The 19913-nt window shown below is 69.2% G+C and carries 17 protein-coding genes and 1 pseudogene; 8 read left to right on the top strand and 10 right to left on the bottom strand.

Features of this window, described 5'->3' with window-relative positions; translation table 11 throughout:
- Positions 1-36: 36 nt before the first annotated feature.
- The 5 genes from lipA to ACK8HH_RS11450 form a co-directional block, all read right to left on the bottom strand.
- Entirely contained in the window at positions 37-1083 is a 1047-nt protein-coding gene (gene lipA / locus ACK8HH_RS11470; protein ID WP_006895269.1) for a lipoyl synthase, read from the bottom strand.
- The gene (lipB, locus tag ACK8HH_RS11465) at positions 1080-1817 is read right to left on the bottom strand and encodes a lipoyl(octanoyl) transferase LipB (protein ID WP_006895270.1); all 738 of its coding nucleotides are present in this window, start codon (positions 1815-1817) and stop codon (positions 1080-1082) included. Before lipB ends, lipA begins: the two co-directional genes overlap by 4 nt.
- Complete coding sequence (locus ACK8HH_RS11460) at positions 1810-2694, bottom strand: TIGR01777 family oxidoreductase (RefSeq protein ID WP_006895271.1); 885 nt, start codon at positions 2692-2694, stop codon at positions 1810-1812. The genes lipB and ACK8HH_RS11460 overlap by 8 nt, the downstream gene beginning before the upstream one ends.
- A gap of 9 nt (positions 2695-2703) precedes the next feature.
- Entirely contained in the window at positions 2704-4449 is a 1746-nt protein-coding gene (gene sucB / locus ACK8HH_RS11455; RefSeq protein WP_006895272.1) for a 2-oxoglutarate dehydrogenase, E2 component, dihydrolipoamide succinyltransferase, read from the bottom strand.
- Positions 4450-4639: 190 nt separating this feature from the next.
- Positions 4640-6163 (bottom strand): leucyl aminopeptidase, encoded by a 1524-nt coding sequence (locus ACK8HH_RS11450; protein ID WP_039866939.1) that lies wholly within the window; start codon positions 6161-6163, stop codon positions 4640-4642.
- Between the two features lie 85 nt (positions 6164-6248).
- Here ACK8HH_RS11450 and gcvT point away from each other — a divergent pair, with 85 nt between their 5' ends.
- Positions 6249-7358 carry a glycine cleavage system aminomethyltransferase GcvT gene (gene gcvT, locus ACK8HH_RS11445; RefSeq protein ID WP_006895274.1) on the top strand — a complete coding sequence of 370 codons (1110 nt, stop codon included), beginning with the start codon at positions 6249-6251 and terminating at the stop codon, positions 7356-7358.
- Positions 7359-7416: 58 nt separating this feature from the next.
- Complete coding sequence (locus ACK8HH_RS11440; protein ID WP_006895275.1) at positions 7417-8523, top strand: branched-chain amino acid aminotransferase; 1107 nt, start codon at positions 7417-7419, stop codon at positions 8521-8523.
- Positions 8524-8611: 88 nt separating this feature from the next.
- Here ACK8HH_RS11440 and ACK8HH_RS11435 read toward each other — a convergent pair whose 3' ends face one another.
- The 3 genes from ACK8HH_RS11435 to ACK8HH_RS11425 are packed head-to-tail and all read right to left on the bottom strand — an operon-like array spanning position 8612 to position 11784.
- Entirely contained in the window at positions 8612-9394 is a 783-nt protein-coding gene (locus ACK8HH_RS11435) for an adenosylcobinamide-GDP ribazoletransferase (protein WP_062366664.1), read from the bottom strand.
- A 10-nt stretch (positions 9395-9404) separates the two neighbouring features.
- The gene (gene cobT / locus ACK8HH_RS11430; RefSeq protein WP_006895277.1) at positions 9405-11114 is read right to left on the bottom strand and encodes a nicotinate-nucleotide--dimethylbenzimidazole phosphoribosyltransferase; all 1710 of its coding nucleotides are present in this window, start codon (positions 11112-11114) and stop codon (positions 9405-9407) included.
- A 4-nt stretch (positions 11115-11118) separates the two neighbouring features.
- Entirely contained in the window at positions 11119-11784 is a 666-nt protein-coding gene (locus ACK8HH_RS11425; protein WP_006895278.1) for a DUF3043 domain-containing protein, read from the bottom strand.
- Positions 11785-11856: 72 nt separating this feature from the next.
- On the opposite strand from ACK8HH_RS11425, the gene ACK8HH_RS11420 reads away from it, so the two are divergent.
- From ACK8HH_RS11420 to ACK8HH_RS11410, 3 genes are all read left to right on the top strand, one after another.
- A complete protein-coding gene (locus tag ACK8HH_RS11420) occupies positions 11857-12948 on the top strand; it encodes a glycerate kinase (protein ID WP_412475186.1) in 1092 nt (363 codons plus the stop codon).
- 158 nt (positions 12949-13106) lie between these two features.
- Positions 13107-13454, top strand: coding sequence for a HesB/IscA family protein (locus ACK8HH_RS11415; protein ID WP_006895280.1), 348 nt, complete (start codon positions 13107-13109; stop codon positions 13452-13454).
- Positions 13455-13565: 111 nt separating this feature from the next.
- The gene (locus ACK8HH_RS11410) at positions 13566-14537 is read left to right on the top strand and encodes a carbohydrate kinase family protein (protein ID WP_045539470.1); all 972 of its coding nucleotides are present in this window, start codon (positions 13566-13568) and stop codon (positions 14535-14537) included.
- Between the two features lie 271 nt (positions 14538-14808).
- Here the strand turns inward: ACK8HH_RS11410 and asnB are convergent, their stop codons facing one another.
- Complete coding sequence (gene asnB, locus ACK8HH_RS11405) at positions 14809-16734, bottom strand: asparagine synthase (glutamine-hydrolyzing) (RefSeq protein WP_375003966.1); 1926 nt, start codon at positions 16732-16734, stop codon at positions 14809-14811.
- Between the two features lie 310 nt (positions 16735-17044).
- On the opposite strand from asnB, the gene ACK8HH_RS11400 reads away from it, so the two are divergent.
- Genes ACK8HH_RS11400 through ACK8HH_RS11390 form a run of 3 tightly spaced genes read left to right on the top strand, consistent with a single transcriptional unit; the run spans position 17045 to position 19203 of the window.
- Entirely contained in the window at positions 17045-18187 is a 1143-nt protein-coding gene (locus ACK8HH_RS11400) for a cytochrome c oxidase subunit II (protein ID WP_006895283.1), read from the top strand.
- Between the two features lie 6 nt (positions 18188-18193).
- Positions 18194-18610 carry a cytochrome c oxidase subunit 4 gene (locus tag ACK8HH_RS11395; protein WP_006895284.1) on the top strand — a complete coding sequence of 139 codons (417 nt, stop codon included), beginning with the start codon at positions 18194-18196 and terminating at the stop codon, positions 18608-18610.
- 41 nt (positions 18611-18651) lie between these two features.
- Positions 18652-19203, top strand: a complete 552-nt coding sequence (locus ACK8HH_RS11390; protein WP_346076066.1) for a GNAT family N-acetyltransferase — start codon at positions 18652-18654, stop codon at positions 19201-19203.
- A gap of 135 nt (positions 19204-19338) precedes the next feature.
- On the opposite strand, the pseudogene ACK8HH_RS11385 reads toward ACK8HH_RS11390, so the two are convergent.
- Positions 19339-19585, bottom strand: a pseudogene (locus ACK8HH_RS11385) (helix-turn-helix domain-containing protein); the annotation flags it as partial.
- Between the last annotated feature and the right edge of the window lie 328 nt (positions 19586-19913).

Here is a 19913-nt window from a genome sequence, read left to right as displayed (position 1 = left end):
CATGTTCCGGCCGGTCGATTCGGCAGTGGGCGGGCCTCAGCGCACGGTGCGGGCGAGGACCGAAGAGGCCTCCTGAGCGGCGCTGCCCTCCTTGGCCAGATGGGCCAGTTCCGGCGGCAGCTCACGGCCGTGACGGGCCATCGCCTGGGCGTACAGCCGGCCTGCGCGATACGACGACCGCACCAGCGGACCGGCCATCACCCCGGCGAATCCGATCTCCTCGGCGTACTGCGAGTGCTCCACGAACTCCTCGGGCTTGACCCACCGTTCGACGGGATGATGCCGCACCGACGGTCGCAGGTACTGGGTGATGGTGACGATGTCGCAGCCGGCGTCGTGGAGGTCGCGCAGAGCCTCTCGCACCTCGTCCGGTGTCTCTCCCATGCCGAGGATGAGGTTCGACTTGGTCACGAGGCCGTAGTCGCGGGCACGGGTCAGCACCTCCAGGGAGCGTTCGTACCGGAAGGCGGGCCTGATGCTCTTGAAGATGCGGGGAACGGTCTCGAGATTGTGAGCCAGCACCTCGGGACGGGAGGCGAAGACCTCGTCGAGCAGGTCGGGCTTCGCGTGGAAGTCGGGGATCAGATTCTCGACGCCGGTGCCGGGATTGAGTTCGTGGATCTTGCGAACGGTCTCGGCGTACAGCCACGCTCCCTCGTCGGGGAGATCGTCGCGGGCCACACCGGTGATGGTGGAGTAGCGCAGCCCCATCGACCGGACGGACTCGGCCACGCGGCGCGGTTCGTCGCGGTCGAGTGCGGCGGGCTTGCCGGTGTCGATCTGGCAGAAGTCGCAGCGACGGGTGCACTGCTCTCCGCCGATCAGGAAGGTGGCCTCGCGGTCCTCCCAGCACTCGTAGATGTTCGGGCAGCCGGCCTCCTCACACACCGTGTGGAGCCCCTCGCTGCGCACCAGTCCCTTGAGCTCGGTGTACTCCGGTCCCATCGTGGCACGCGTCTTGATCCACTTCGGCTTGCGCTCGATGGGAGTCTGCGCGTTGCGCACCTCCAGACGCAGGAGCTTGCGCCCGGCGGGAGCGTCGGCGGGACTCGGTGAGGCGGGTTGGGCGGGGGTGGTGGTCACTGTGCCGATCCTACGCTCGTGGGTGCGGTGGGCCGACCGGCCTCAGCCGGGGCGCCTGCCGTATCCGAGCCGGGTCCGGCCGGGTCGTCCAGGCACTTCTGGACCAGTTCGACGACGTCGTCGAGCACGTCGTCGACGGTCACGGCGGTGCCGGTCTCCTGGCTCAGCGAGGTCACCCCCGCGTCCGCGATGCCGCACGGGACGATCGCGTCGAACACGGACATGTCGGGGTTCACGTTGAGGGCGAACCCGTGAAGGGTGACGCCCTTGGCGACGCGGATGCCGATCTGGGCGAGCTTGCGCTCCCCGGCGGCGTCGCGCAGCCACACGCCGGAGCGCCCGTCCACGCGGCCGGTGGCCAGACCCTGCCGTGCCGCCACGCCGATCAGCGCCTCTTCGAGACGGCGGACGTAGTCGACCACATCGAGGGGTTCGGCGAGCTTGACGATGGGATACCCGACGAGCTGGCCGGGACCGTGCCAGGTGATGCGGCCGCCGCGGTCGACGTCGATCACCCGGGCGCCGTTGACCGGACGGTCGGAGTCCTCGGTCCGTTTGCCCGCCGTGTAGACCGACGGATGTTCGAGCAACAGCAGCAGGTCGTGGTCGAGCTCGCCGGTGGCGCGTTGCTCGGCCAGGCGGTGTTGCAGCTCGTAGGCCTCGGTGTAGTCGACGACGCCGAGGCGGCGGACTTCGATCGGTGCTCCGTCGGCTCGCGACGATGCGTTACGCACAGCAGTACTCCAGTGCAGATGTCAGATGAGGGTGGGTGAAGGTGAAGCCGCGGTCGGTGAGCAGCGCGGGAACCACGCGCGAGGACGTCAGGACCATCTCCTCGACCATCTCTCCGCCCGCCTTGCGCGCGAGCGCGGCGGGCACGCGCAGCACCGCGGGGCGGTGGACGGCTCGTGCGAGCTCGGCGGAGAAATCGGCGAAGCGTACCGGTCCGGGCGCGGTCAGATTGACCGGACCGACGATCGAATCGTCGCCGAGCACGTGCGTGATCGCGGCGATCTCGTCGGGCAGGCTGATCCACGAGAACCACTGCCTGCCGTCGCCGATACGGGCGCCGAGGCCGAAACGGTAGAGCGGTCGGAGCCGCGCGAGGATGCCGCCGCGCCGGGAGAGCACGGGCGCCGTGCGGAGCGTGACCACGCGCGCCGAGGCCTGTGCGGGCTCGGTGGCCTTCTCCCAGTCGACCACCAGGTCGGCCAGGAAGCCGGAGCCGTGCGGCGACGTCTCGTCCGCCGCGGTCTCACCGGTGTCTCCGTAGAAACCGGAGGCACTGGCGTTGAGGAACACTCCGACGCCGGACTCGGCGACGGCGTCGGCCAGGACGGTGGTCGGGATGATCCGCGAATTGCGGAGCCGCTGCTTCACCTGGCCGCTCCACCGGTGGGCTCCGATGTTCTCGCCGCCGAGGGCGATGACCGCGTCGAAGCCGCGCAGGGCGTCGGCCGGAAGCTCGGACCGCTCGGGCTCCCAACCGATCTCCCGCGGACCGGTCGGGGCACGACGCACCAGAGTGTGGACGTCGTGCCCCGCCTGCGTCAGCGCGGGAACGAGGGCCGAACCGATCAGCCCGTGACTTCCCGCGACCGCGATTCGCATACCGGGTGCTTACAGCCCCAGGTCGGCGGCGAACTCCGCGGCCTCGAGACGGTGACGGACCGTGGTGAGGAACCGGCCGGCGTCCGCACCGTCGATGAGCCGGTGGTCGTAGGTCAGCGGCAGGTAGGCCATCGACCGTGCGGCGATCGACTCGGTGCCGTCGTCGCCGGTGAGAACCACGGGGCGCTTGACGATCGCGCCGGTGCCGAGCATGGCCGCCTGCGGCGGGACCAGGATCGGGGTGTCGAACAGAGCGCCCTGGCTGCCGATGTTCGTGATCGTGAACGTGCCGCCGGCCAGCTCGTCGGGCTTGAGCCCGCCGGAACGGGCCCGTGCGGCGATGTCGGCGATCGCGCGAGCGAGGCCGGCCAGCGAGAGGTCGTCGGCGTTGTGGATCACCGGCGACAGGAGGCCCTGCTCGGTGTCGACGGCGATGCCCAGATGCACGTCGGCGTGGTACGTGATCTCCTTGGCCTCTTCGTTGATCGAGGCGTTGACGTTCGGGTGCACCTTCAGTGCCTCGACGACGGCCTTGGCGAAGAACGGCAGGAAGGTCAGGTTGACGCCCTCGGCTGCCTTGAACGAGGACTTCGCCGCGGTGCGCAGTGCCGCGATGCGGGTCATGTCGACCTCGTGGACCTGCGTGAGCTGCGCGCTGGTCTGCAGCGACTCGCGCGTCTTGGCCGCGGTGATCTGCCGGATGCGGTTGATCTTCTGCGTCGTTCCGCGCAGTGCAGCCAGTTCGGGGCTCGCCGCGGCGGGTGCGGCGGCCGGTGTCGGCGCCGACGGTGTTGCGGCCGGAGCCGCGGCGGGGGCGGCAGGCGCCTTCTTGGCCTCGGCCGCGGCCAGCACGTCCTGCTTGCGGATGCGTCCGCCGACGCCGGTGCCCTTGACGGTCGCCAGGTCGATTCCGTTCTCCGCGGCCAGCTTCCGCACGAGCGGCGTCACGTACGGAGTGGACTGCAGATCTCCGTCGGCGGCAGCGGGAGTCGGAGCGGGTGCGGTGGCCGCGGGTGCGGGTTCAGGTGCCGGAGCGGCGGGCTCGGGCGTCGGGGGAGCGGCCGGCGCGGGAGCCGCAGCCGCGGGAGCGGGAGCCGGAGCCGCGGGGGCCGCCGATGCGGCACTCGGGTCGCCGATGACGGCCAGCTTGCCGCCGACCTCGACGATCTCGTCGGTGTCGGCGACGATCTCGAGAAGCACACCAGCCGTCGGCGACGGGATCTCGGTGTCGACCTTGTCGGTGGACACCTCGACCAGCGGTTCGTCGACCGCGACCGTGTCGCCGACCTGCTTGAGCCAGTTGGTCACCGTGCCCTCGGTGACGCTCTCGCCCAGTTCGGGCATGAGGACGTCGACGCCGGATGCCGAGGCCGCGGGAGTCGACGCGGCCGGCGCCTCGGTCGCGGGGCTCTCGGCGGCCGGAGCGGAGGCAGCGGGTGCGGCGGGCTCGGGTTCGGGTTCCGGCTCGGGAGCGGCGGCGGGTTCGGGCGCGGCCGCGTCATCGGACGCCGACTCGCCGGCCTCTCCGATCAGCGCCAGCTGTCCGCCCACCTCGACGACGTCGTCCTCAGCGGCGACGATCTTGACCAGCACACCCGCGACGGGCGACGGGATCTCGGTGTCGACCTTGTCGGTGGAGACTTCGAGCAGGGGCTCGTCGACCGCTACGGTGTCGCCTTCCTGCTTCAGCCATTGGGTGACGGTTCCCTCGGTGACGCTCTCGCCCAGTGCGGGCATCTCGACAGAGAAGGCCATTTGCGTGTGACTCCCTAACAATTTCGTGAACTGTGCTGTTCGGTCGATCGGTCGATGCGGGTCGGCGCGCTCCAGCGGCGTGTGCAGGTTCGCGTGATGTCGGCCGGATGGGTCGACGCCCGTGACTCAGCCTACTCCCAAACGATCTCGGCTCCGCGTGAGTCCGCTGAACGCCGGAGTGCGGTGCGCGTCACTGTCCGCCGGCGATGTCCTCGATGACCGCGATGATGGTCCGGACGGGTACGCCGGTGCCGCCCTTACCGGTGTAGCCCCACGGGCCACCGGTGTTGAACGCCGGGCCGGCGACGTCGATATGCGCCCAGTCGAGCCCCTCGGCGACGAACTCCCGCAGGAACATCGCGGCCGACAGCATGCCTCCCCAGCGGTGGTTGGTGACGTTGGCGAGATCGGCGATCCGTGAATTCAGGTCGCTGCGGAGTTCCGCAGGCATCGGCATCGGCCAGCCGTGCTCGCCGACCGACTGGGAGATGGCGGCGACGCGGTCCCGGAAGTCGTCCGTGCCGAGCACACCGGGAGTCCGGGTGCCCAGCGCCACCATCTGTGCGCCGGTCAGGGTGGCCGTGTCGATGAGGAAGTCCGGCTCGTCCTCGCAGGCGCGGACGATGGCGTCCGCCAGGATCAGCCGGCCCTCCGCGTCGGTGTTGAGGACCTCGACCGTGGTGCCGCCGTACTGGGTGAGGACGTCGCCGGGACGCTGCGCGGTCGACGAGGGCATGTTCTCGGCCATCGGCACCGTCGCGATGACCGTGACCGGCACGTCCAGGCGTGCAGCGGCGATCGTGGAGGCGATGACCGCCGCCGCACCGCCCATGTCCGAGGTCATGTGGTCCATCCCGGCGGCGGGTTTGATGGAGATGCCGCCGGTGTCGAAGGTGATGCCCTTGCCGACGAGCGCGACGGTGCGCTCGGCGCCCTTGGCCTCGTGGGTCAGGCGCACCAGGCGGGGCTTGCGCGAGGATCCCTGTCCCACGCCGACGATGCCGCCGTAGCCGGCCTTGGCCAGTTCCACGTCGTCGAGGATCTCCACCCGGAGGCCGGCCTTGCTGCCGAGGATGCGCGCGCGCTCGGCGAACTCGGCGGGGTAGAGGACGTTCGGCGGGGTGTTGACGAAGTCGCGGGCGATCGCGACGGAATCGGCGACGATCAGCGCGTGGTCGAGTTCGACCTTGGCCTGCTTGCTCTTCGCGGGTACCGCGAGTGACACGGCGGAGGGCGGCTGCTCGGAGGGGCGTGACTTCTCGCTGCGCAGTTCGTCGAAGCGATACGCGCCCAGGTACGAACCCTCCGCCGCCGCACCGAGGTCGGCGGCCGAGAGGGTGCTCACGACGCGGTCGAATCCGTCCAGTGCGCGTACGGCGTTCCCTGCGGCCTGTCGGATGGTCTCCGGATCGTCCACCTCTGTTCCCAGCCCGACCGCGACCACCACGCCGACCGGCAGCGATTGCGGTGCCGGGATCCGCGTGATCTCGCCGACCGACCCCTTGGCGCCCAGAGCCGACAGCGCCGCGCTGATCTGGTCGGCGGGCTCGTCGTCGAGGAAGTCCTCGACGAGCAGCAGTGTCGGCTCCTCGGTGCCGCCGTCGCCGGAACCGGCGACGAGGCCGACGACGAGCACGTCGTCGTCGGAGGAAAGGGCAGTGGTCAGGTCGATGCGGGGACCGCGGACACGGTCGGAGAAGTGGTTGGCGCTCACGCCTTTCAACTCTGCCACACCGGCACCGCCGAGCGGCTGAACCTCGGGTGGGAACCGCCCGGGTCGGGGCGATACCGTTAGCGCCATGACTGAACTGCTCGCAGGCCCGATCGCCGATCGTCACACCGCCCTGGGCGCCTCCTTCGCCGAGTTCGGCGGATGGAACATGCCCGTCTCGTATGCAGGCACCGTCGCCGAGCACAACGCCGTCCGCAGCACCGTCGGCATCTTCGACGTCAGTCACCTCGGCAAGGCGCTCGTGGCGGGCCCGGGAGCCGCCGGATTCGTGAACACGACCCTGACCAACGATCTCGGCAAGATCGAGCCCGGGAAGGCCCAGTACACACTGTGCTGCAACGAGCGCGGCGGCGTGATCGACGATCTGATCGCCTACCTGGCCGGCGACGACGAGGTGTTCCTGGTGCCGAATGCAGCCAATACGGCAGCCGTCGTGGAGGCACTGCGAGCGGTCGCCCCCGAAGGGATCGAGATCACCGATCAGCATCGCGACTACGCGGTCTTCGCAGTCCAGGGCCCGCAGTCGGCCGACGTGCTCGCCGCGCTCGACCTGCCGACCGACATGGAGTACATGGCCTACCGAGACGCTCGGATCGTGCTGGGCGGAGCCGAACTGGAGATCCGGGTGTGCCGGTCGGGCTACACCGGCGAGCACGGGTACGAGGTGCTGCCCCGGTGGGACGACGCGGGTGCGGTCTTCGACGCTCTGCTCGCCGAGGTGACTGCGCGCGGCGGTCAGCCCGCGGGGCTCGGTGCGCGTGACACGCTCCGCACCGAGATGGGGTACGCGCTGCACGGACACGAACTGACCGTCGACATCACCCCGGTGCAGGCGCGGTCGTCGTGGGCCGTCGGCTGGGACAAGCCGTCGTTCTTCGGCCGCGAGGCGCTGGTGGCCGAACGCGCCGCGGGCCCGGCCCGACGCCTGTACGGGCTGAAGGCCACCGGCCGCGGGGTGCCGCGCGCGGACTGCACGGTGCATGTCGAGGCCGGCGGTGAGCAGATCGGTGTGTGCACGTCGGGCACGTTCTCTCCGACCCTCAAGCAGGGCATCGCCCTGGCGTTCATCGACACCGCCTCCGGCGTCAAGAAGGGCGATGAAGTGGTGGTCGATGTCCGCGGGCGGGCCCTGACCTGCGAGGTCGTTCTGCCGCCGTTCGTGGAGAGTCACGTCTGACCGGCGCATCCCGCCGGTGCCGGGAAACTCCCTTGCGGGTCGGCGGTACCATGACCGCATGACCTTGGAGTTCACCCGCACCGAGCATCCGCATCCGGTGTCGGAGAATCGACGCGCCGAGATCCTCGCCGCGCCGGGCTTCGGCAACTACTTCACCGACAACATGGTGACCGTAGACTTCGACCGCGATCGTGGATGGCACGGCGCACGGGTGACCCCGTACGGGCCGCTCGCTCTGGACCCGGCTGCGATGGTCCTGCACTACGCGCAGGAGATCTTCGAGGGGCTGAAGGCGTACCGCCAGCCCGACGGCTCCATCGCCGCCTTCCGGCCGGAGGCCAATGCCGAACGGTTCAACCGGTCGGCACGGCGCCTCGCGATGCCGGAGCTGCCGGTGGAGGACTTCGTCGGATCGCTGCGGGCGTTGCTGGCCGCCGACCACGCGTGGGTTCCCGGCGCGGGCGGCGAGGAGTCCCTCTATCTGCGCCCGTTCATGATCGCGACCGAGGCGAGCCTCGGCGTCCGGCCGGCCGACAAGTACAGCTACTCGCTGATCGCATCGCCCGCCGGCGCTTACTTCAAGGGCGGCGTGAAGCCGGTCAGCGTCTATCTGTGCACCGAGTACGTGCGGGCCTCCCCGGGAGGTACCGGTGATGCGAAGTTCGGCGGCAACTACGCCGCGTCGCTGCTGGCGCAGGCGCAGGCCGCCGACAAGGGCTGCGACCAGGTGGTGTGGCTCGACGCCATCGAGCACCGCTTCATCGAGGAGATGGGCGGCATGAACCTGTTCTTCGTCTTCGGCTCGGGGTCGGACGCACAGCTGGTGACGCCGGAGCTCAGCGGCTCGCTGCTTCCGGGCATCACCCGCGACTCACTGCTCACCCTCGCCGCCGACGCGGGTTACAAGGTGGACGAGCGCCGCATCTCGACCGAGGAACTGCGCGAGGGGGTCAAGAACGGCGACATCACCGAGGTCTTCGCCTGCGGTACCGCTGCCGTGATCACTCCCGTCGGTCGGGTTCAGAGCGACACCGACGACTACCTGATCGGCGACGGCACCACGGGAGAGGTGACGCAGGCTCTCCGTGACACCCTCACCGGTCTGCAGCGCGGCACCTTCGCCGACACACACGGCTGGATGACCACGCTCTACCCGGCTCCGTGAACCGGCCGCTCCGGCCCTGAATGAGCGCTCATGCCGCAGCCGCACCCGTCCGGGGTCCGGCTGCGGCATGATCCGTTTTCGGCGACCTCTACAGGAGCAGGCCGACGGCTGTCAGCACGGTCGCCACTTCGATCGTCGCGCCGATGACATCGCCAGTCAGCCCGCCGGCGCGACGGGCGCAATGCCCGGTGAAGGCCCAGGCGAACGCCCAGACGACGGCCACGGTCGCCGCCGCACGGACCGCATCCGCCGCGTGGAAGGTACCCGCGTTCCAGCCTCCCGCGGCCACCGCGACCGCGAGCAGGAGCACCGCCCACACCGCGATGGACGCGCGTTGAGTTCCGGCGACCAGCGCCCCGAACCCGTCGGTGTTCGCGGCGCTCAGACCGGCCCGGCACGCGACGGTCGCGGTGGTCCTTCCGGCGACCACCGCCAGCGCCAACGACCACCATCGTGAGTCGGCGGTCAGGGCGCCGAACGCCAGGGACTGGCCCAACAGCACCAGAACGAGCGTGGCCGCACCGAACGGCCCCACGTCGCCGCTGCGCATCACCGCCCGCACGCGATCCGGATCTCCGTAGCAGCCGAGACCGTCGGCCGTGTCGGCGAGACCGTCCAAGTGCATGCCGCGGGTAGTCGCCGCCAGCACCGCCACCACGGTGACGCCGGCCAGCGCGCTGGGGAGATCGGTGTGCGATAGCCCGAAGGCGACGGCGGCGGCGAGCAGTCCGACCACCGCTCCGACGACGGGTACCGCGGCGATCACGGTCGCGCCCCGGGCGCGGTCGAATTCGCCGCGGGGCTGCGGGAGCGGGAGTACCGTCAGCCAGCTGAAGGCGTCGTGCACGCCGCGGAGGCCACGGGCGATCATCCCGGTGTGCCTATTCTCCGCCGCTGACGCCGGCCTCGTCGAAGGTCGCCATGTCGGTCAGAATGTCGATCGACGACGCGACCAGCGGCAGCGCCGACACGGCACCGGTGCCCTCGCCCAACCGCATCGACAGGTCGAGGATCGCGGTCAGGCCGAGTGAATCGAGTGCGAACGCGTGCGCCGGTTCGGTGGACCGGTGACCGGCCTGCCACCAGGAGGCGGCACCCGGCGCCAACTGCTGCGCGACCAGGGCGGCCGAGGTCGTGATCAGCCCGTCCAGGAGTGCCGGAGTCTTCCGGACGGCCGCCTGGGCGAGGAATCCCGCCATCGCCGCGATGTCGGCGCCCGCCACCGCGGCGAGCAGCGCGAGCGGCTCGTTGCGGTGCCGCCGTGCATGACGCATGCCGTCGCGGATGGCCGCTGTCTTGCGGATCCAGGTGGCGTCGTCGATCCCGGTGCCCCGTCCCACCACGACCACCGGCTCGCGATCGGTGAGAGTCCCGACCAGCACGGCCGCCGGGGTGGTGTTGCCGATGCCCATGTCGCCGGCGATGAGCAGGTCGGCGCCGGCGTCGACGAGCTGGTCGGCCACGGCCCGTCCGGCGGCGACCGCCCGTCGGGCTTCGGCGATGGTCAGCGAACTGCCGGTTCGCAGATCGCCGCTTCCCGCGCGCACCTTGTACCGGGAGACGTGCGGGTCGGTATCGGCTCGCACCGCCATATCGAGGACCTGCACCGTGGCTCCGGCGCGGCGCGCCAGCACGTTGATCGCGGCGCCGCCGGTCGCGATGTTCGCGACCATCTGCGCTGTCACCTCGGGCGGATAGGCGGAGACGCCGTCGGCGGCCACAGCGTGATCGCCCGCGAACACCACCACTGCGGGCGACTGCAGGGTCCGCGGCGGGCAGACGCCCTGGCACGACGACATCCAGACGCCGAGCTCTTCGAGTCTGCCGAGGGATCGCGCCGGTTTGGTCAGCCGCAACTGTCGTGCCCGGGCCTGCTCGGCGACGTCGTGATCGGGGAGTTCGACGATCGGGAAGATCTCGGCGTCGGTGCCGTCGATCTGGGCCGGTTCGGAGACGGTCGCCCGCCGGGGCGCCGGCGCGTCGGCGGGCCGGGCGGGCTCTTCCGCGGGGACGGGTGAGGACGGTGCCGTGGACGCGGAAACCGGTACCGGGGCCGCGGGCACGGCGCCGGTACCGGCGGGCAGGTCCAGTGCACGTCCGGCGACGACGAGAGTGACCGTCTCGCAGACAGCCGCCACCGCCGCATTCAGGCGGCCCAGTTCGTCCGCGAAGCGCCGTCCAGACGGTGTCGGCGAGACGAGCGAGAGCCCCACTTCGGGGCTCACCAGCACTAGATCGCCGGAGTAGCCGGCGATGGCGGCGCACAGGTCCTCGATCTGCGCGGATACGTCGGCGGCCTCGTCCTCCCAGGCTCCGGCCTCGTCGAGCAGTGCGGTGAGCCAGTTGCCGAGGTCGTCGACGAGTGTCGGCTCATCGGGAAAGTCGCGCAGGAGCGACGCGAGATCGCACGATTCGACGGTGCGATAGCGGTCGCCGCGACGTTCGCGGTGGGCATCGATCCGCGCGCGCCAGGCCCGGTCGCCGTCGGCGGAACCGGTCGCGACGTAGCGGACCGCGGGTGCGTCGGCGAGGAGATGCTCGGCGTGCGCCGATTTGCCCGAGCGGATGCCGCCGAGGATCAGCGTGCGCACGCGATCAGACCTTGTCGCCCGGCTTGACCTGCGGGCGCGGCGCGCGCATCATCCGCAGCTGCATGGCACGGGTGAAGCAGTACCACCCGAGCCGGAATCCGGTGTCGGTGGTGTCCGGGTAGCGCTCACGCACCCGCTTGTTGACCATCCGGCCCAGGTACAGCGAATCGATGATCACCAGCAGGACGAAGGCCAGCAGCACCAGGTTCCCGATGACCGCGAGGTTCGGCAGCATCAGAACCACCAGCAGGAAGATCGCGAAGGGCAGGAACAGTCCGGCGAAGTTGCGTCGCGAGTCGACGATGTCACGCGCCATCTTCCGGACCGGCCCCTGATCGCGGGCCATCATGAACTTCTCGTCGCCGGACATCATCTTCTCGCGCTGCTCGAGGCGGACGCGGCGGCGTTCGGCGGCCACCTCCTTGCGCTCCACCTTGGTCATCGACGCCCGCAGTGCCTTCTTCCGGGCCCGCGCTTCAGCGCGGGTGGTCGGGGGCGGCGCGACGGGACCGCGGCGGCGTTCGGCTTCGCGGCGCTTCGGCGTGGGGCGGCCCTTGCCGGGCGTCGTCGAACCAGAGGTCGGCCTCGCGTCGTCGGCCGGCACGTCGGTGGTCTCCTCCGACTCGGCGGCTGAGCTCTTGGCGGCGTCGGATTTCCAGGGCAACTTCACGACTACGAGACTATTCGATGCGGCGGCGACGGCGGGCATCGGGCAAGCGCCTCCCGGCTACTCTGACCGGTGATGGACACGACGGCGATGCGGGTGGTGATCGCCCCCGACGAGTTCGGCGGGACGCTGACGGCGGCGCAGGCCGCGTCCGCGATCGCCGAGGGCTGGGCCCGCGCGCGGCCGGGTGATGTGCTCGAGCAGCTGCCGCAGTCCGACGGCGGTCCCGGATTCGTCGACGTGCTCGCGGCTGCCGGCGTCGGGCGGCGTCTCGGCGTCTCGGCGTCCGGACCGCTCGGAGGTGCGGTGGCCGCCGAGGTGCTGCTCGACGGCCGCACGGCGTTCGTGGAGTCGGCTCAGGCATGCGGACTGCATCTGATCGGCTCGCCCGGTCCGGAGACGGCCTGGTGTGCGGGGACGGCCGGGGTCGGTGACCTGCTGCGGGCTGCGGTGGAGGCCGGTGCGACCCGGATCGTGGTCGGACTCGGCGGAAGTGGAACCACCGACGGAGGCCGCGGCGCCTGTACGGCACTCGGCGGACTGACCGCCGCGCACCACCTCCTGCGGGGGACCGAACTCGTGGCGGCCACCGACGTGACCAACCCGCTGCTCGGTCCGTCCGGGGCGGCCGCTGTCTTCGCTCCGCAGAAGGGCGCCGACCCCGAGACGGTCGCGCGGTTGGAGTCGCGACTGCAGCGGTGGGCGGACGAGTTGGAGGACCACCGCGTCGGCACCGACAACGGTCAGCGGCTCCGTGACGCTGCCGGTGCGGGTGCTGCGGGCGGGCTCGGTGCCTTTCTCCTGGCACTCGGTGCGACCCGAGAGGCGGGCGCCGACGTGGTGGCGGGTGTCACCGGTCGTCCGCGGCGCATCGCCGGCGCCGATCTCGTGCTGACCGGGGAGGGCCGCTTCGACGAGCAGACTCCCTTCGGCAAGGTGGTGGCCTCCGTCGCAGCCGACGCACGGCGTGCCGGAGTGCCTGCGGTGGTTCTGGCCGGGCAGGTGCGCGGCAGGCCCCGCGTCGACGGCGTCACCGTCGCGTATTCGATGGCCGACTGGGCCGGCTCGTCCGCGCGCGCACTCGCCGACCCGGCGCCGATCCTGGCCGGACTCGCGCAGACGGTCGCGGCCGGATTCGCCGGGACGGTCGAGCGGACCGGAATCTGACTCGGCCGAAACCCGGGCGCGGGATGCGGGAATAGCGGGTCGGCGAGTACCGTTGATGCTGTTGGCCGTGTCTGCCGGGCCGCTGTACCGGTAACTGAGCCACCGACAACGTATCCGGCCGTCGAGATTCTTCGCGGTCGGCGACATGAGGAGCGCCCATGACCGTTCAGAACGAAACCGCAACCGGTGTCCTGCTGACCGACGCCGCCGCCTCCAAGGCGAAGGCACTGCTGGACCAGGAAGGACGCGACGACCTGGCCCTGCGCATCGCGGTGCAGCCCGGTGGCTGCGCCGGTCTGCGCTACCAGCTGTTCTTCGACGACCGCAGCCTGGACGGCGACGTGGTCTCGGACTTCGGCGGCGTGAAGCTGGCCGTCGACCGGATGAGCGCACCCTACGTGCAGGGTGCCACCATCGACTTCGTCGACAGCATCGAGAAGCAGGGCTTCACCATCGACAACCCGAATGCGACCGGCAGCTGCGCCTGCGGCGATTCGTTCAACTGAGTCCATTCGGCAGCTGACACGGAGCTGTCGACGGCCGTGACCTCAACTGACGCTCGCGTCGGGGGTGGGGTCACGGCCGTCGTCGTTTCCGGACGAAGTACCGTTGGACAGATGTTCATTGCCGTCTGCGGGTCGCTTGCGACCGACCATCTGATGAAGTTCCCCGGAAAGTTCTCCGATCAGCTCGTAGCCGATCAGCTCGAGCACATCTCGCTCAGCTTTCTCGTCGAAGACCTCGTCGTCCATCGGGGCGGCGTCGGCGGCAACATCGCGTACGCGATCGGTTCGCTAGGGGAGAAGCCCCTGCTCGTCGCGGCGGCCGGTCCCGACTTCGACGACTACGAGAACTGGCTGTCCGGACACGGCGTCGACTGCCGCGGCGTCACGAGGTCCCAGTCCAAGCACACCGCGCGATTCATGTGCACCACCGACGAGACCATGGCTCAGCTCGCCACGTTCTACGCCGGAGCCATGAGCGAGGCCCGCGACATCGACCTCACCGCGCTGTTCGCCACCACCGGCCGCCCCGACCTCGTGCTCGTCGGAGCCGATGACCCCGACGCGATGGTCAGCCACACGCGGACGTGCCGTGAGCAGGGGATCCCGTTCGCCGCGGACCCGTCGCAGCAGTTGGCGCGGCTCGACGGCACCGCCGCCCGCGACCTGATCGACGGCGCGGCGTACCTGTTCACCAACGAGTACGAGTGGGGCCTGCTGCAGCAGAAGACCGGACTCGACGCCGCGCAGGTGGCAGATCTCGTCGGGACCCGTATCACCACGCTCGGTGCCGGTGGTGTCGACATCGTGGAGCGAGACGGCACCACGACCCACGTCGGCGTGGTGCCGGTCCGCGAGCAGGTGGACCCGACCGGTGTCGGCGACGGCTTCCGCGCAGGCTTCCTGACCGGCATCGCCCGCGGCCTCGGCTACGAACGGGCCGCACAGCTCGGTGCGATGGTCGCCACTCTGGTGCTCGAATCGGAATCGACCCAGGGCTGGACCTGGAACGTCGACGTGGCCGTCGAGCGACTCACCGAGGCCTACGGCGCCGACGCCGCTGCGGAGATCAAGACCGTTCTGTAGGCGGCTGGCGCGCCACTCAGGCTGGTTGAGCGAGCGAAGCGAGTCGAAACCAACGCGACATCCGACGGCAGCAGATGGTTCTGCTACCGGCCGATTGTCACCGGGGTTTCGACTCGCTTCGCTCGCTCAACCAGCGGGAACAGGGACGGGCCGCTCGCTCAACCAGCGGGAACAGGGACGGGCCGCTCGCTCAACCAGCGGAGGCGGGACGGGCCGCTCGCTCAACCAGCGGAGGCGGGACGGGCCGCCTGCTCGACCACCGGGCGGTCAGCTACAGGCGGACCGGGTAATCGTGATCTTCGATCGCCGGGACGATGGTTCCGTCGACGAAGATGCCGTACCAGAGCATGAAGCAGAGGACGGTCCAGATCCGCCGGCTGTTGTCGACCTCGCCGCGCCGGTGCTCTTCGAGCATCTGCATCACGAAACGCTTGTCGAAGACGTGGTCGGTGTCGGACGTGGAGATGAGCTCGCGCGCCCAGTCGTACATCTCGGTGCCGGCGAGCCAGTGGCGCAGCGGGACCGGGAAACCGAGCTTACGACGATGCAGCACGTGCGGCGGAACGATCTGTTCGAGCGCCTTGCGCAGCGCGTACTTGGTGGTGCCGTGGCTGATCTTCTCCTCGAACGGGAGGCGTTCGGCGACGGCGAACACCTCCTTGTCGAGGAACGGAACGCGCAGTTCCAGCGAGTGCGCCATGTTGATCTTGTCGGCCTTGACGAGGATGTCGCCGCGCAGCCAGGTGAACAGGTCGAGGTGCTGCATGCGCGTCACCGGGTCCATTCCCTCGCTCATCCGGTAAATGGGTGCGGTGACGTCCTGATGTGTCCACTCGGGCCGGAAGTTCCGCAGCACCGCACGCAGCCGGGCGTCGTCGAAGCTGCGTGCATTGCCGTAGTACCGCTCCTCGAGGGTCAGCGAGCCGCGGTGCAGGAGGCTCTTGCCCCGGGTGCCCTCGGGGATTCTGTCCGACACCTTGCCCGCCAGCCGCCGCAGTCCGCCGGGCAGCTTGTCGAACGACTTGAGCGACAGCGGCTCCTTGTAGATGGTGTAGCCGCCGAACAACTCGTCGGCGCCCTCACCGGAGAGCACCACCTTCACGTGCTTTCGGGCCTCGGCCGCGACGAAGTACAGCGGTACCAGCGCGGGGTCGGCGACCGGGTCGTCGAGGTACCAGATGATCTGGGGGAGCGCCTCGATGAACTCCCGCGGCGAGACCACCTTCACGATGTGGCGGGCGCCGATCGCCTCCGCCGACTCCGCGGCGACGTCGACCTCGGAGTAGCCCTCCCGTTCGAATCCGGTGGTGAAGGTGATGAGGTCGGGATTGTGCTGGATCGCCAGCGCCGCGATCGCCGTCGAGTCGATGCCGCCGGACAGGAACGACCCGACGGTGACATCCGCGCGCATGTGCTTGGCCACCGAGTCGCGCAGCACGTCGGCGATCTCGTCGTAGCGCTTCTGCTCGCCACCCGGAGCGAAGGGGCGCACCGGGAATCGAGGTGCGAAATAGCGAGTCGTCTGCGGGGCGGCACCCGGCTTGAGTGTCGCGTAACAGCCGGACTCCAGCCGGGTGATGTTGCGGTGCAGAGTCTCCGGCTCGGGGACGTACTGGAGAACGGTGTAGTGCTCGATCGCGCGATCGTCGAGTTCGCGGTCGAGGTCGAGCCGGTCGAGCAGTTCCAGGAGGCTCTTCTTCTCCGATCCGAAGGCGGTACCCCGCGGGCTGGTCGCCAGGAACAGCGGCTTGATGCCGAACGAGTCACGGGCGATGAACAACTCGCGGTTCTGGGTGTCCCAGATCGCGAAGGCGAACATGCCGCGCAGTTTGCGGACCACCTCCGGTCCCCAGTAATGGAAGCCCGCGACGATCGACTCGCCGTCCCCTTCGGTGCGGAACGGCGCGTCGTGGTCGCGCGCCAGCTCGTCACGGATCTCCAGGTAGTTGTAGATCTCTCCGTTGAACACCAGTGCATAGCGTTCGGGGTTCTCCGCCGGCCCCCATCGCAGCGGCTGGTGCGAGTGTTCGATGTCGATGATCGAGAGCCTGTTGAAACCGAAGACGAGGTCGCCGTCGTTCCACGTGCCCATGTCGTCGGGCCCGCGATGCCGCATGCACCTCGCTGCCGAGGCGACGAGGTCGATGGTGGACGACGCCGAACCGTCGCTGGTGAGCATTCCGAGCAAGCCACACACGGTGTCAGGGCCTCTTTCGCAGATACTGTCAGGTCAGACGGGCGGCGATCCGCGCCCGTGAGCGCGTTCCACTATGCCGCAGATGCGCTGGCCGCCGCGACTCCGGCGCACCGTGGCGAGGGCGGAATCACCCCCGGTCGAAGCCGTATCCGCAGGTCGCGAAAAATGATCGGCGAAACGGCGAACCCCAATCACGACGACTTCGTCGGGTTGGTCTACGCTGCGTAGTACTAGGTGCAAGAATTGCGTCGAGGAGTGTCTGCTCGTCGCCGCAGGCCTTGGAAGAACAGCTCCCTGCCAGCAGGAAGGCGTGAAATTGACGAACGGTGTACGGCCGTCGACGCGACGGAAGGGATCTCCGTCGCGCACGATCAAGAGACTGAGTGGCCTCGCAGTACTCGGCGTCGGTGTGCTGATGACATCGGGCTGCAGTGCTGAAGAGGCCCTGCGTTTCGGTTGGCCGGAGGGAGTCACTCCCGAGGCACATGATATGCGCACCTTCTGGACCTGGTCGGTCATCGCCGCCCTGGCCATGGGTGTGCTGGTGTGGGGTCTGATCTTCTGGACCATCACCTTCCACCGCCGCAAGAAGAACGGCACCGCCGAGGACGAGATTCCGCGTCAGACCGGATACAACGTTCCGCTGGAACTCGCGTACACCGCGATCCCGTTCGTGCTGATCGCCGTGATGTTCTACTTCACCGTCGTCGTTCAGAACTCGGTGGAGAAGAAGGAAGAGAACCCGGCTGTCGCCGTGGACGTCACCGCCTTCCAGTGGAACTGGAAGTTCGGCTACAAGTCGGTCACCATCGACGGCAAGCAGCTGGTGAACCCAAAGACGGACTCCAAGCAGGGCGTTCCCTTCCAGGACCAGATCGCCAAGTACCGCGAAGAGGACGGCAAGCAGGAGGAGATCCTCGGTGCCGCCGGCGGCCGTTCGGCCGAGATCCGGGACTACCTGAGCTACGACAAGATCGAGACCCTCGGTAGCTCGTCGGAGATTCCGATCCTGGTGCTGCCGACCAATACGCGCATCCAGTTCGATCTCGCAGCAGCGGATGTCGTGCACTCCTTCTGGGTTCCCGAGTTCCTCTTCAAGCGCGACGTGATGCCCTTCCCGAAGCAGAACCACCAGGACTCGAGCTTCCAGATCTCCGAGATCGACCGCGAGGGCGCCTTCGTCGGACGCTGTGCGGAGATGTGCGGAACGTTCCACGCGATGATGAACTTCGAGGTCCGCGCCGTGAGCCCGACGACCTTCGCGAACTACATCAAGTACCGCCAGGCCCACCCGGAGGCGACCAACGCTCAGGCGCTCAAGGCCGTGTGCCAGGTTCCCGAGTCGGTCACCACGGTTCCGTTCGACACCCGCCGTGTCTCCAACGGAACCACTCCGAAGAACCTCGGCGATGCCAACAACACCACGATCGCCCAGTGCACCCCGGAGGTTTAAGGAACTATGAAGGTCGAAGCACGGGTCTTTGAGGCCCTCGCCCTCTTCTTCATCCTGATGGGCGTGATCTACGCCGTCGCGACGTTCTACTACCGGACCGGTGTGGAATGGGCGGGTGCGACCGCCATGTTCTTCTCCGGCGGTCTGGCGCTCATCGCGGGCACCTACTTCCGGTTCGTGGCCCGTCGCGTGGAGATCCGTCCGGAGGATTACGAAGAGGCGGAGATCGAGGACGGCGCCGGTGAGCTCGGCTTCTTCTCGCCGCACAGCTACTGGCCGATCATGATCGCCGGCGGCGCAGCGCTCTTCGCCATCGGTTTCGCGAGTTCCAACTGGTGGTTCGCCATCGGTCTGGTGCCGATCATCGTCGGCACGGTCGCCGGACTGGTCTTCGAGTACCACGTCGGACCCGAGAAGCACTGATCGTCTCCACTCAGACGCACGAAGCCGCACCCGAGAACCGGGTGCGGCTTCGTCATTCTCACGAGCTGTCCGCGGCGTTCCGCGGGCAGCTGTTCGCATTCCTGGCCGATGCCTTCGACGGGGACTTCGGCGCCGACGACTTCGACCATGCGCTCGGCGGCGTCCACGTGATCGCGTTCGGTACCGAGGACGCGGTGGTGGGACACGCGTCCGTCGTTCAACGGCAGCTGATCGTCCAAGGGGAGAATGTGCCCGGCGGCAGGGTTCTGCGGACGGGCTATGTGGAGGCGGTGGCGGTCGATGCCGCATACCGCCGCCGCGGCATCGGCGATGCGCTGATGCACCAGGTGGACGGAATCGTCGCCCGTGCGTACGACTTCGGCGCACTCGGTGCCTCCGACGACGGTCGCCGGCTGTATCTTCGACACTGCTGGGAACGGTGGTCCGGCCCGCTCGGCGTCCTCACACAGTCGGGGGTACAGTCCACCCCGGACGATGAGGGCGCAGTCCTGGTCCTCCGGACACCTGAGACCGCGGAGATCGACACGGACGGTCGGCTGATCTGCGAATTCCGCCGCGGGGACGTGTGGTGAACTCGACGTCCACGGCCTCGTAGGCCCGTTCCGGGGCGCCCGGGGCTGACGATCGAGGACGTTCTTCCGGAGCAGGCCCTCTGCCGGGGTTCTCCAGCCCAGGCTCTTGCGGGCCGGTTGTTGAGCGCGAGAGCTTGCCGTCGTCGGCCGCTTCGCCGCCTGCGGCGCTTTCCACTGCGCCACCAATGCCCGATACTCCTGCTTCCCTGCGCGCGTGGCCGCGTTGCGGCGTAACTCACGCGAGATCGTCCCCGGAGTCCCGGCCAATCCTGCGTACGATCTCACGAACCCCGACCTGTCTAGCGCGCAAGAGCGCGATCTCCTCACGTCCGGCGAAAGACAGGTAGCGGCCGGTAGGTGCGGCCAATGAGATCGGTGGCATACCGCCAGCGTGACGGAACCAATGAGCGCCAACCGGCACGGACACGCCAACCGTCAACGACGCCTCGGCCTAGTTGATGCCCTTCGCGATCAGAGGCAGAACTGCCGCTGCACCGCCCGAGAGGGCTCGGGCCGCCCGGGCGAGCGTATCGGCGGGCGCAACGCACGATCTGGACGCCACTGCCGCCGAGCCCTTTCAGGAACGTCGCTCGTCTTAGCAGACCAGTCCTTCGTCGCCACTGCGGAAACACCTCCACAGTCAAGGTGTTGCGGCGACCAGTTGAATCCGCCCTGCGATCCGCGGTCGTTGTGAACCACGCAGCCGGCCA

It is taken from the genome of Gordonia sp. LUNF6, assembly GCF_047041125.1.
Lineage (GTDB): Bacteria > Actinomycetota > Actinomycetes > Mycobacteriales > Mycobacteriaceae > Gordonia > Gordonia sihwensis.
This window is presented reverse-complemented; position numbering and strand designations above follow the sequence as displayed.